Origin of the sequence: Rhodoferax ferrireducens (assembly GCF_031458075.1) — a bacterium.
Lineage (GTDB): Bacteria > Pseudomonadota > Gammaproteobacteria > Burkholderiales > Burkholderiaceae_C > Rhodoferax_B > Rhodoferax_B ferrireducens_A.
This window is the reverse complement of sequence record NZ_JAVDXT010000007.1, coordinates 42,884-55,389: the sequence shown is the minus strand read 5'-3', so window position 1 is coordinate 55,389 and position 12,506 is coordinate 42,884. Positions and strand designations below refer to the sequence as shown.

General features: G+C 66.8%; 11 protein-coding genes. All 11 read left to right on the top strand.

Annotated features, from left to right (window positions below; genetic code table 11):
- The first annotated feature begins 28 nt into the window (after nt 1–28).
- The 11 genes from J2X19_RS24495 to J2X19_RS24445 all read left to right on the top strand — a co-directional run bounded on the left by J2X19_RS24495 (nt 29) and on the right by J2X19_RS24445 (nt 12,445).
- On the top strand, nt 29–613 hold the full coding sequence (locus tag J2X19_RS24495) for an amino acid synthesis family protein (RefSeq protein ID WP_310377092.1): 585 nt from the start codon (nt 29–31) through the stop codon (nt 611–613).
- 90 nt (nt 614–703) lie between these two features.
- A complete protein-coding gene (locus tag J2X19_RS24490) occupies nt 704–1,909 on the top strand; it encodes an ABC transporter substrate-binding protein (protein ID WP_116608299.1) in 1,206 nt (401 codons plus the stop codon).
- Nucleotides 1,910–1,954: 45 nt separating this feature from the next.
- The gene (locus tag J2X19_RS24485) at nt 1,955–3,853 is read left to right on the top strand and encodes an ABC transporter permease (protein WP_310377091.1); all 1,899 of its coding nucleotides are present in this window, start codon (nt 1,955–1,957) and stop codon (nt 3,851–3,853) included.
- Nucleotides 3,850–4,641, top strand: coding sequence for an ABC transporter ATP-binding protein (locus J2X19_RS24480; protein ID WP_310377090.1), 792 nt, complete (start codon nt 3,850–3,852; stop codon nt 4,639–4,641). The genes J2X19_RS24485 and J2X19_RS24480 overlap by 4 nt, the downstream gene beginning before the upstream one ends.
- Nucleotides 4,641–5,378 (top strand): ABC transporter ATP-binding protein, encoded by a 738-nt coding sequence (locus J2X19_RS24475; RefSeq protein WP_310377089.1) that lies wholly within the window; start codon nt 4,641–4,643, stop codon nt 5,376–5,378. The genes J2X19_RS24480 and J2X19_RS24475 overlap by 1 nt, the downstream gene beginning before the upstream one ends.
- A gap of 26 nt (nt 5,379–5,404) precedes the next feature.
- Nucleotides 5,405–6,124 carry a bifunctional nicotinamidase/pyrazinamidase gene (pncA, locus tag J2X19_RS24470; protein ID WP_310377088.1) on the top strand — a complete coding sequence of 240 codons (720 nt, stop codon included), beginning with the start codon at nt 5,405–5,407 and terminating at the stop codon, nt 6,122–6,124.
- Nucleotides 6,125–6,128: 4 nt separating this feature from the next.
- Nucleotides 6,129–6,593, top strand: coding sequence for a (2Fe-2S)-binding protein (locus J2X19_RS24465; RefSeq protein WP_310377087.1), 465 nt, complete (start codon nt 6,129–6,131; stop codon nt 6,591–6,593).
- Nucleotides 6,590–10,129, top strand: a complete 3,540-nt coding sequence (locus J2X19_RS24460) for a molybdopterin cofactor-binding domain-containing protein (RefSeq protein ID WP_310377086.1) — start codon at nt 6,590–6,592, stop codon at nt 10,127–10,129. Before J2X19_RS24465 ends, J2X19_RS24460 begins: the two co-directional genes overlap by 4 nt.
- 69 nt (nt 10,130–10,198) lie before the next feature.
- Complete coding sequence (locus J2X19_RS24455) at nt 10,199–10,483, top strand: ribbon-helix-helix protein, CopG family (RefSeq protein ID WP_310377085.1); 285 nt, start codon at nt 10,199–10,201, stop codon at nt 10,481–10,483.
- Between the two features lie 8 nt (nt 10,484–10,491).
- Nucleotides 10,492–10,791, top strand: coding sequence for a type II toxin-antitoxin system RelE/ParE family toxin (locus tag J2X19_RS24450; protein ID WP_310377084.1), 300 nt, complete (start codon nt 10,492–10,494; stop codon nt 10,789–10,791).
- A 178-nt stretch (nt 10,792–10,969) separates the two neighbouring features.
- The gene (locus J2X19_RS24445; protein WP_310377083.1) at nt 10,970–12,445 is read left to right on the top strand and encodes a putative bifunctional diguanylate cyclase/phosphodiesterase; all 1,476 of its coding nucleotides are present in this window, start codon (nt 10,970–10,972) and stop codon (nt 12,443–12,445) included.
- The last annotated feature ends 61 nt before the right edge of the window (nt 12,446–12,506 follow it).

Here is a 12,506-nt window from a genome sequence, read left to right as displayed (position 1 = left end):
CACCTACACACCATCCAGGAAGCACACCATGTCCGCCACGATCCGAAAAATCATCGTCCAGGTCGATGAAGTCCATATCGAAATGGGCCAGCCCATTACACCGCCCACCCGCCGTGCACTGGCCATGGCCGTCATCGCCAACCCCTACGCGGGCCGCTATTCCGAGAACCTCGACGAGCTGATCACCATCGGCGAAGAACTCGGCGGCCTGCTGGGCGACAAATGCGTGCAAGCCCTGGGCATTGCGCCCGGTGCCGCGCAGAGCTACGGCAAGGCCGCCATCGTCGGCGAGGGTGGCGAGCTCGAGCACGCGGCCGCCATCCTGCACCCTAAGCTCGGGGCACCGCTGCGCAAGGCGGTGGAGAAGGGCGCGGCCCTGGTGCCTTCGGCCAAGAAGATTGGTGGCCTGGGTACGGCAGTGGATGTGCCGTTGGGCCACAAGGACGCGGCCTTTGTACGCAGCCATTTCGACGCCATGGAAGCCCGGGTGTCGGATGCGCCCCGCGCCCATGAAATCGTGGTGGCCGTGGTCGTCACCGACAGCGGCCGCCCGCTGCCGCGTATCGGCGGTTTGCAGGTGTCTGAGATCGTCGGTCAGGACGGCCTGCGCTGAATGTGAATAACACTTTCATGACTCAGGGGCTTTGCCCCCAAGTGCATGAAAGTTAGGTGTCTTTTCTTTTTTGACCCCAGGAGTTTTGCCATGAAGTTATTGCGTCCTCTGCTCTACACCGCCAGCTGTGCCGCCGCGCTGGCCATGCTCTCCACGGCCCAGGCCCAGGGGGTCATCAAGATCGGCGAAATCAATAGCTACAAGGCCCAGCCGGCCTTTCTCGAGCCCTACAAGAAAGGCATGGAGCTGGCCGTCGAAGAGATCAACGCCAGCGGCGGCGTCAATGGCAAGAAGATCGAGCTGATCACCCGCGACGACAACGCCAACCCCGGCGACGCCGTGCGCGTAGCCGAAGAGCTGATCTCGCGCGAGAAGGTCGACGTGTTGACGGGCACCTTCTTGTCCAACACCGGACTGGCCATGACCGATTTCGCCAAGCAGAAGAAGTTCTTCTTTCTGGCCGGCGAGCCGTTGACCGACAAGATCATCTGGGGCAGCGGCAACAAGTACACCTACCGCCTGCGCCCCGGCACCTATATGCAGGCCGCGATGCTGGTACCCGAGGCCGTGAAACTGAAGAAAAAGCGCTGGGCCGTGGTCTACCCCAACTACGAATACGGCCAGTCGGCCGTGGCGGCGTTCAAACAGCTGCTGAAGGCAGCGCAGCCCGATGTGGAGTTCGTTGCCGAGCAAGCCACACCGCTGGGCAAGGTCGATGCCGGCAGCGTGGCCCAGGCCCTGGCCGATGCCAAGCCCGATGCGATCTTCAATGTGCTGTTTGGCGCCGACCTGTCCAAGTTCGTGCGCGAAGGCAATACCCGCGGCCTGTTCAAGGACCGCGAAGTGGTCAGCGTGCTGACCGGCGAGCCCGAGTACCTGGACCCGCTGAAAGACGAGTCACCGAATGGCTGGATCGTCACCGGCTACCCCTGGTACGGCATCCAGACGCCCGAGCACAAGGCCTTCTTCCTGGCCTACCACGGCAAGTACAAGGACTATCCGCGCCTGGGCTCCGTGGTCGGCTACACCGCCATCAAATCGCTGGCCGCCGGCATGAAGAAAGCCAAGAGCAGCGAGTCCGAAAAGCTGGCCGTCGCCTTCCAGGGCTTGCAGGTCGACAGCCCCTTCGGCAAGATCACCTACCGTGCCCAGGACCACCAGTCGACCATGGGCGCCTTCGTCGGCAAGACCAAGAACGATGGTGGCAAGGGCGTGATGGTGGACTACACCTATCTCGACGGTGCCAAATACCTGCCCACGGACGCCGAAGTGGCCAAGCTGCGCGCTCCCGACTAAGCCTTCGACATAGCAGACCTCGCCCACGGCTCTTGAGGATACGGAATGAATTTTTCAGGCTTTGTGGTCCAGCTGCTCAACGGGCTGGCCGGGGCGTCGTCGCTGTTTCTGGTGGCGGCCGGGCTGTCGCTGATCTTTGGTGTGACCCGCATCGTGAACTTTGCCCACGGCTCGTTTTTCATGGTCGGCACCTATGTGGCGTATTCGCTGGTCGAGCAGCTGGGCACGCGCCTGGGCTTCTGGCCGGCGGTGCTGCTGTCGGCGGTGGCGGTGGGCGTGTTGGGCGGCCTGATGGAGATGCTGTTGCTGCGGCGCATTTACAAGGCGCCCGAGCTGTTCCAGCTACTGGCCACTTTTGCGCTGGTGCTGGTGATCAAGGATGCCGTGCTGTGGCTCTGGGGCCCGGACGAACTGCTGGGCCCGCGCGCGCCGGGTTTGTCGGGCGCGGTGGAGATTCTGGGCCGGCAGTTTCCTTCGTATGACGTTTTCCTGATCTTTGTCGGTCCCCTCGTGCTGGGCCTGCTCTGGCTGTTGCTGACGCGCACGCGCTGGGGCACGCTGGTGCGCGCCGCCACGCAGGACCGCGACATGGTCAGCGCACTGGGCGTGAACCAGGCCTGGCTGTTCACGGCAGTGTTCGCCCTGGGCGCGACGCTGGCCGGCCTGGGCGGCGCCCTGCAGCTGCCGCGCGAACCGGCGACGCTGGAGATGGATCTGAACACCATAGGCGCGGCCTTCGTGGTCGTGGTGGTCGGCGGCATGGGATCGATCCCCGGCGCCTATGTGGCAGCGCTGCTGATCTCTGAAATCAAGGCCGTCTGCATCTGGCTGGGCGTGGTCGAGATCATGGGCTACAGCCTGTCGTTTTCCAAGCTGACCCTGGTGGTTGAATTCCTGGTCATGGCTGTGGTGCTGGTGGCCCGGCCCTGGGGCCTGATGGGCCGGCCCCAGCCCGCCAGCCGCTACGTGGGCATGCAGGAAGAACCCTTGCGCCGCGCCAGCAAAGCCTATGGCGTCGCGGCGGCGGTACTGGGCCTGGTGCTGCTGGCCTTGCCCGTGCTGACTGCGGGCTCGCCCTACACCACGGTGCTGATGATCGACCTGCTGGTGGCCGCGCTGTTCGCCGCCAGCCTGCACTTCATCATGGGGCCGGCGGGCATGCATTCCTTCGGCCATGCGGCCTATTTCGGCCTGGGGGCCTATGGCGCCGCGCTGCTGGTGCGCAGCACCGGCATGCCGATGGAACTGGCATTGGTGGCCGCACCCCTGGTGGCCGCGCTGGGTGCCCTGGTCTATGGCTGGTTCGCGGTGCGACTGTCCGGCGTGTACCTGGCCATGCTGACCCTGGCTTTCGCCCAGATCACCTGGGCCATTACCTACCAGTGGGATGCGTTCACCGGCGGCAGCAACGGGCTCACCGGCGTCTGGCCGTCGGAATGGCTGTCCGACAAGCAAAGTTATTACTACCTCACGCTGGCGCTGGTGGCAGGCGGCGTGCTGTGGCTGCGGCGCGTGCTGTTCTCGCCATTCGGCTATGCCTTGCGAGCCGGCCGCGACTCCAGCCTGCGCGCCGATGCCATCGGTATCGACGTCAAGCGCATGCAGTGGGCGGCCTTTGTGCTGGCCGGTGCGGCTGCGGGTCTGGCGGGGGCTTTGTACGCGTTCTCCAAGGGCAGCATCTCGCCCGAAACCCTCAGCGTGGGCCGCTCGGTCGATGGCCTGGTGATGGTGCTGCTGGGTGGCATCCAGACCCTGGCTGGACCTGTGGTCGGCGCGGTCACCTTCACCTGGCTGCACGACACCGTGGCGCGCAATACCGACTACTGGCGCGCCATGCTGGGCGGCATCATCCTGCTGTTGGTGCTGCTGTTTCCGCAAGGCATTGCCGGCTATGCACAGCAGCTGTTTGCGCGCCTGCGCAGTGCGCCGGAGGCCAAGCCATGAGCAATACACCTTTGCTGAAAGTCGCCGGCCTGGGCAAGTCCTTTGGCGGCAACAAGGCGGTCGACGGCATCGCCTTCGAACTGGCTGCCGGCGAGCTGCTGGCGCTGATCGGCCCCAACGGTGCGGGCAAGTCCACCACCTTCAACATGGTCAACGGCCAGCTCAGGGCCGACCGCGGCTCGATCCAGCTCAACGGCCAGGAGCTGGTCGGCCGCAAGCCGCGCGACATTTGGCACATGGGCGTGGGCCGAACCTTCCAGATCGCCGAAACCTTTGCCTCGCTCACCGTGGTCGAGAACGTGCAGATGGCGCTGCTGTCGCAGGCCGGCAAGCTGTTTTCCATGTGGCGGCGGGCGGCCGATTTCCAGCGCGACGAAGCCCTGCATCTGCTCGACCAGGTGGGCATGCGCGCCCAGGCCGAGCGCCCCTGCAATGTGCTGGCCTATGGCGACGTGAAGCGCGTCGAGCTGGCCATCGCCATGGCCAACAGCCCGAAGCTGCTGTTGATGGACGAGCCCACCGCCGGCATGGCACCCAAGGAGCGCAACGACCTGATGGCCCTGACCAAGCAACTGGTGGTCGACCGCGGCATGGCCGTGCTGTTCACCGAGCACAGCATGGACGTGGTGTTCGCCTACGCCGACCGCATGATCGTGCTGGCGCGCGGCCGCCTGATCGCCGAGGGCAAACCGCTGGAGATCCGCGACCACCCCAAGGTGCAAGAGGTCTACTTCGGTACCGGCAAGACATTTGAGAAACCCGCCCAGGCGGCGAAGAAGGTGGCCTGATGGCAGAGCAAACACAACCCTTGCTGGAAGCCCAAGGCCTGTGCGCCTGGTATGGCGCGGCCCAGGTGCTGTACGGCGTGGACTTGAACGTGCAGCGCGGCGAAGTAGTGGCCCTTATGGGCCGTAACGGTGCAGGTAAATCGACCACCCTGAAGGCCGTGATGGGCATGCTGGCCAAGCGCCAGGGCCGCGTGCAGTTCATGGGACATGACATTTCTACCAGCGAGCCGCACCACGCGGCGCGCCTGGGCCTGGGCTATGTGCCCGAAGACCGGCGCATCTTCACCGACCTGTCGGTGCTGGAAAACCTGTCCGTCGGCCAGCAGCCGCCGCGCCGCTGGGCCGACGGCAGCGAGGCCCCGCTGTGGACCCCCGAGCGCCTGTTCCAGCTGTTCCCGAATTTGGGCGAGATGCCCAATCGCCCCGGCGGCCAGATGAGCGGCGGCGAGCAGCAGATGCTGACTGTGGCGCGCACCCTCATGGGCAACCCGTATCTGGTGCTGCTGGACGAGCCCTCCGAAGGCGTGGCCCCGGTCATCGTCGAGCAGATGGCCCACATGATTCTGGCCCTCAAGGCCCAGGGCGTGAGCATCCTGCTGTCCGAGCAGAACATGCACTTCGCCGAGCTGGTGTCGGACCGCGCCTATGTGCTGGAAAAAGGCCAGATCCGTTACCAGGCATCGATGAGCGATCTCGCCGCCAACGACGAAGTGCGCCGCGCCTATTTGAGCGTCTGATTCCCCCAACCTTAGGAGCATCCACCATGCACAGCAGCCACCGCAGAACCCTTTTGAAGTCCACTGCCGCCCTCGGCGTACTGGGCGGCCTCGGCCTCCCGGCATTTGCCGCCGGCAAGATCAAGCCTGGCAGCGCGGCGCTGATCGTGGTCGATGTGCAGAACTGCTTTCTCGAAGGCGGTACTCTGGCCGTCAAGGGCGGCGCCGAGGTGGTTCCGGTGATCAACCAGCTGGCACCCGCGTTCGAGAACATCGTCGTCACGCAGGACTGGCACACGGCCGGCCACGCGTCTTTCGCCAGCACGTATGCGGGCAAAAAGCCTTTCGAGACCACCAAGCTGAACTACGGCACCCAGGTGCTCTGGCCCGACCACTGCGTACAGGGCACGGACGACGCGAACGTCAGCAAAGACCTGAAGCTGCCCACTGCCCAGCTCATCATCCGCAAGGGTTTCCACAAGGAGATGGACAGCTACTCGGCCTTCGAAGAGGCCGACCACAAGACCGCCACCGGCCTGGCCGGCTACCTGAAGGCGCGCGGCATCAAGACGGTGTTCGTCACCGGCCTGGCCACCGACTTCTGCGTGGCCTGGACCGCCATGGACGCACGCAAGCTGGGCTTCGAGGTCTATGTGGTCGAAGACGCCACACGCGGCATCGACCTGAACGGCTCCTTGGCGGCGGCCTGGAAGAGCATGACTGCCAAAGGCGTGAAGCGCATCCAGTCGACTGACATCGCCACCTGAATCCGTGCCCACGCTGCGCGTCAACGGCCACCCCCATGCGCTGCCCGCCGGCGGCGCCACCCTGCTGCACCTGCTGCGCAACGACCTGGGCCTGAACAGCCCCAAGTACGGCTGCGGCCTGGGTGAATGTGGGGCCTGCACGGTGCTGGTCGATGGCATGGCGGCACGCGCCTGCGTGGTCCCCGCGCAGGGCGTGGCCGGGCGCCACATCACCACCTTGGAGGGCTTGCGCTCGGCGGCGGCTTTGCACCCGGTGCAGCAGGCTTTTCTGGAGACACAGGCCGCCCAGTGCGGCTACTGCCTGAACGGCATGGTGATGATGGCCGTGTCGCTGCTGCAGCACAATCCGCAGCCCAGCGAGGCCCAGATTCGCGCCCAGTTGTCGCACAACCTGTGCCGCTGCGGCACGCATGTAGAGATACTGCGGGCCGTGCAGCGCGCTGCAGTCTTGCTGGCGGAATCCGCATGAGCATGCGGGCCCAGGATGCGCTGAGCCGCGCCGACTTCCATGCGGCCAGCGGCGTGCTGCTGGTGGTGCGCCAACCGCCGGCCCCTCCGCCGCCCGTGCCCGGTCAACCGGCCGCCGTGCCCGCCAACCCGGCCGAGGGTGTGGAGATTCTGCTGGCCGTCTGGGACGACGGCAGCGTCACCGCGCTCAACGGCCATGTAGACCTGGGCACCGGCCTGCGCACTGCGTTGACCCAGGTGGTGGCCGAGGAGCTGGACCTGCCGATGGAGCGCATCCACATGGTGCTGGGCGATACCGCGCGGGCGCCCAACCAGGGTGCGACCATCGCCAGTGCCTCGCTGCAAATCCACGCCGAGCCCTTGCGCCGCGCCGCTGCCCAGGCCAAGGCCTGGTTGGTGCAACGCGCTGCGCCCGATATTGCCGATGCGCTGGCTGGCCAGCATGTGCAGCTGTTGCTGGATCTGCAGACGCCGGTCAAAGACCCCAAGGACTACCGCACCGTCGGCCAGTCGATCCCGCGCGTCGAGCTGCTGGACAAGCTCACCGGCGAGTTGGTGTTTGTGCACGACATGCGCGTGCCCGGCATGCTGCACGGCCGCGTGGTGCGCCCGCCGTATGCGGGGGCCGACCATGGCGACTTCATAGGCAACACGCTGCAGGCTGTGGACGAGTCCAGCATCGCCCACATCCCCGGCATCCGCGCCGTGGTGGTGCTGCGCGACTTTGTCGGCATCGTCGCCGAGCGCGAAGAACAGGCCGAGCAGGCCTTGCGCGAACTGCGCGTGCATTGGAAGCCCTGGCCCGGCATGCCGGATCTGCGCGATGTGCAGCAGGCCATCCGCAACAACCCGCGCAGCACCCGCAAGCTGGTGGACGAGGGCGATGTGGACGCTGCGCTGGCGGCTGCCGCCGAGACCATGCCGCGCACCTATGTCTGGCCCTACCAGATGCATGCGTCGATTGGCCCGTCCTGTGCGGTGGCCGATTGGCAGGGGACTCAGCTCACGGTCTGGGCTGGTACGCAGAACCCGCACGTGCTGCGCTTCGATCTGTCGCGCCTGGTGGGCCTGCCTGACGTGGCCATCAACGTCATCCGCATGGAGGCCGCCGGCTGCTACGGCCGCAACGGCGCCGACGATGTAGCGGCCGATGCGGCCCTGCTGTCGCGCGCGGTGGGCGCCCCGGTGCGGGTGCAGCTGACGCGCGAGCAAGAACACCTGTGGGAGCCCAAGGGCGCGGCCCAGCTGATGGAAGTGCAGGGCGGCCTGAACGCCGACGGCTCGCCAGCCGCGTATGACTTCCAGACCTCCTATCCGTCGAACGGCGCACCGACCCTGGCCCTGCTGCTGACACGCAGCATTGAACCAGTAGCCCAGGCCTTCGAGATGGGTGACCGCACGGCGCGCCCGCCCTACAGCTACGACAACCTGCGGGTCAGCGTGCACGACATGCCGCCCATCGTGCGCGCCTCCTGGCTGCGTGGCGTGTCTGCGCTGCCGAACTCCTTTGCCCACGAGTCCTACATCGATGAGCTGGCCACGGCCGCCGGCGTGGACCCGGTGGACTACCGGCTGCGCTACCTGCACGACCCGCGCGCCGCCGAGCTGGTGCGCGCCACCGCCGACAAGGCCGGCTGGAAGCCGCACACCCAGCCGCAGCAGCAAGTAGCCAGCGGAGATTGGGTCACCGGCCAGGGCTTCGCCTATGCCCGCTACAACCACAGTAAATGGCCGGGCTACGGTTCGGCCTGGGCCGCCTGGGTGGCCGATGTGGACGTGAACCGCGCCACCGGCGAGGTGCATGTGCGCCGCGTGGTGGTCGGCCACGACGCCGGCCTGCTGGTGAATCCCGCCGGCGTTGAGCAGCAGATCCACGGCAATGTGCTGCAAACCACCAGCCGCGCGCTGAAGGAAAAAGTGCAGTTCACTCCCGGCAGCAACACCGTGGCCAGCCAGGAGTGGGGCAGCTACCCGATCCTGAACTTCCGCGAAGTGCCTGTCATCGAGGTCATGCACATGCCGCGCCCCGGTGAACCGGCGCTGGGGGCTGGCGAATCCTCTTCGGTGCCCGGCACGGCGGCGATTGCGAACGCCATCTTCGACGCCACTGGCGTGCGCTTCCGCGCGCCGCCATTCACCCCCGAAGTCGTGCGTTCGGCATTGAATATGCCTCTGCCGCAGGAAGCACCTGCGCAAGCAGCTATCAATTCAGGAGTAACCCCGGCGCAACTGGCGCGCCTGCCCTGGCCGGCCCGCCGCACGCTGTGGGCCAGCACCGGCGCGCTGTTGGCTGGCGTGCTCGGCCTGGGCGCGGCACTGTTCGGTGGCCGCGCCGCCATCGCGCCCAGCGTGCAGGCCGGCCCGTCGGCCTACACCGCAGCGACCATAGAGCGCGGCCGCCAACTGGCCGCCGTGGGCAATTGCGTGGGCTGCCACACCGCGCCTGGCGGCCAGCCCAACGCCGGCGGCCTGGCCATGCACACGCCGTTTGGCACGGTCTACAGCACCAACCTCACGCCCGATCTGGAGACCGGCATCGGCCAGTGGTCGTTCAGCGCCTTCCAGCGCGCGATGCGCGAGGGCATCAGCCGCGACGGCCGCCAGCTGTACCCGGCCTTCCCGTTCACCGCCTTCGCCAAGACCAGCGACGCCGACCTGACCGCGCTCTACGCCTACCTGATGGCCCAGCCCGCGGTCCAGGCCGCCACGCCGCCCGCGCAGATGCGCTTCCCGTTCAATATCCGCCCGCTGATGGCCGGCTGGAACGCGCTGTTCCACGACGCCACGCCCTACCAGCCGCAAGCCCAGCAGAGCGCCGAATGGAACCGCGGCGCCTACCTGGTCAACGGCCTGGGCCACTGCGGCGCCTGCCACACGCCGCGCAACGCGCTGGGTGCCGAAAAAGGCGGCAGCAGCTTCCTGGCCGGTGCCCTGGTCGACGGCTGGGAAGCCCCGGCCCTGACTGCCTTGTCCAAAGCCCCCGTGCCCTGGAACGCCGACGCGCTCTACAAGTACCTGCGCCACGGCCACGCCCCTGAGCACGGCGCCGCCACCGGCCCCATGGCCCCGGTGGTGCGCGAGCTGGCGGCCCTGCCCGACGCCGACATCCGCGCCATGGCCCGCTACCTGGTCAGCCTCCAGACCGACACCGCGCCCCAAACCAACTCCCAGGCTGTCGTCCAGCAAGCCGCCCTGGCAGCCCCGTTGCCTGGTGCGGCCCAGCGCCTGTTTAACGGCGCCTGTGCCGCCTGCCACCACGACGGCGACGGCCCGCGCCTGCTGGGCGTCAACGTGCCGCTGGCACTGAACAGTAACCTGCACAGCGACCGGCCCGACAACCTGCTGCAGACCATCCTTAATGGCGTGCAGGAGCCCGCGGGCCGCGAGGTAGGCTTCATGCCCGCCTTCCGCCACAGCCTGTCGGACGCCCAGGTGGCCGAGCTGGCCGGCTATATGCGGCAGCGCTTTGCGCCAGGCAAGCCGGCGTGGGGGGATTTGCCGGAGGCGGTGGCACGGGTAAGAGGGCTGCAGCCTTAGTTTCGGTAGGTGTATCGGTATTTGTAGCGCATATGTGCTACAGTTTGCCACTCTGCCGGAGGTCTCCGCATGTCCACCACCACCATCCGCATCGAAGACGAACTCAAGGCCCGCCTGGCCGCCGCCGCCGAGCAGGCGGGCAAGACCGCGCACGCCTTCATCCTGGACGCCATAGCGCAAACCGTGGAGCAGGTGGAGCTGGACAACGCTTTCCACGCGGTGGCCGAGGAACGCTGGGCCAAGATCCGCGCCACCGGCAAGACTGTGCCTTGGGACGATGCCAAGGCCTATCTCGCTGCCCGCGCAGCCGGCGAGCGTCCGGCCAAGCCCGCGGCCCGCAAGCTCGGCAACTGAGCCGCGCCATGGCGCGCATCGAGCTGGCCCCCGAGGTCTTGGACGACTTCGACCGTTTTTTCGACCACATCGCGCAACACGACCCCGGTGCGGCGCCACAGCGCATCGGCGAGATTCTGGAGGCCGTGCAAATCCTGACCCACAGCCCGCTGATCGGCCGTCCGGTGAAAGGCGGCAAGCGCGAACTGGTCATCGGCCGCGCATCACGCGGTTATGTGGCGCTGCACCACTACGTGGCGGCCATCGACACCGTGTTTGTGCTGGCGGTGCGGAGCCAGCGGGAGGACGGGTACCAGCGGGAAGCCTGAGCTTGCGCTCGCAACACGAGGTGGCCGCACAGATGCCCGGCTCTAAAACCGCAGGATTACCGTACAAATGCACGATTGCGGCAAAAACCAGGCACCATATATGGCCTGGCCACACTTCGGTCATGCACTGAGCTTGTTTTTCTAGCCCATCCACCCCGTACCAGATCGGTCCTTCACCATGGAATTCATCCGCTCCAGCCCGTTCGCGCCCTGGCTGCTGCTGTGCCTGGCGCTGGGCGGGGCTGCGCTGGTGGCTTATCTGTTCTGGCGCTGGCGGCGTACGGCGGCCTTGCTGGCCCAGGTGTCGGGCGAACTGGCGCAGGCCTATGCGCGCGATGGCTTAACCGGCTTGCTGACCCCGCGCCAGTTTGAGCGCGAGCTGGACGATGCCGTGCTGCGCGGCGATTTTGACGGCCATGCGGTGTGCGTGCTGTATGTCGATGTAGACCATTTCCGCGCGACCAACGAGGCCTATGGCAAGAAGGCCGGCGACCAGGTTCTGCAGGAGCTGGCCCACCGCATCCAGACCGGGCTGGGGCCGGACACCGCTGCGGCGCGCATGGTGGGCAACGAGTTCGCGCTCATCCTGCGTGGCGGGCTGGAAGCGGGCCGGCAGGCGGCGGCCACGGTGGCGGCGGCTTTTGCGGCGCCGATTGTGGTGCAGTCCAAGGCCAAGTCGCAATCGCTGACCCTGACCTGCTCGGTCGGCCTGGCGGTCTATCCGCTGCAGGCCGAGCGGCGCAACCTGGTGGAGCGGGCGGCGATGGCGATGCGCTCGGTCAAGCTGGCCGGCGGCGACGGCTTTGCCGAATACGATCCGCAGCTGGCCCAGGCGCGGCGCGACAGCGCTTCGCTGATGCACGACCTGCGCGGCGCGCTGGAGCGGCAGGAGTTCCAGCTCTACTACCAGCCGAAAATCGACGCGCGCAGCCTGCAGGTCACATCGGCCGAGGCCTTGATCCGCTGGCGCCACCCCAAGCGAGGCCTGGTCGGGCCGGACAAGTTCATCCCCCTGGCCGAGCGCTACGGCATGATGCAGTCCATCGGCCGCTGGGTGATCGAGCAGGCCTGCCAGCAGGCCATGGTCTGGCGCCAGCAGGGCCTGAGCATGCGCATCGCCGTCAACATCTCGGGCCAGCAGATGCGGCGCGAGGATTTTGCCGAGCACCTGGAGACCGTGCTGGTGCAGACCGGCACACCGGCCTCCCGCTTTACCTGCGAGATCACCGAGTCGGTGGCCCTGGAGAACACCGCCGCCACCATGCAGACTTTCGACAAGCTGCGGGCCCTGGGCGTGCACGTGTCGATTGACGACTTCGGCACCGGCCACTCCAGCCTGGCCAGCTTGCGCAAGCTGCCGGCCGCCGAGCTGAAGATCGACAGGGCGTTCATCATCGACCTGGAAACCAGCGAGCACGCCCAGTTCATCGCCAATACCGTCGTCCGCATGGCGCATGCGCTGGAGATGCGGGTGGTGGCCGAGGGGGTGGAGACCCGCTCGCAGCGCGACCTGCTGGTGCAGATGGGCTGCGACGAGCTGCAGGGCTATCTGTTCGCCAAGCCGATGCGGGCCCGGGAGCTGGGCGTGTGGGCCGTGCGCGACCACAACAACGCCGAATCCTTGTTCCGGCCGTCGTTGTACTTTGAATCCTAGTCCGTCCTGTTGCTGCGTTTTTGATAGCTGCTGGTGCAGGTGCTATTTGCGCCAGAGCCTG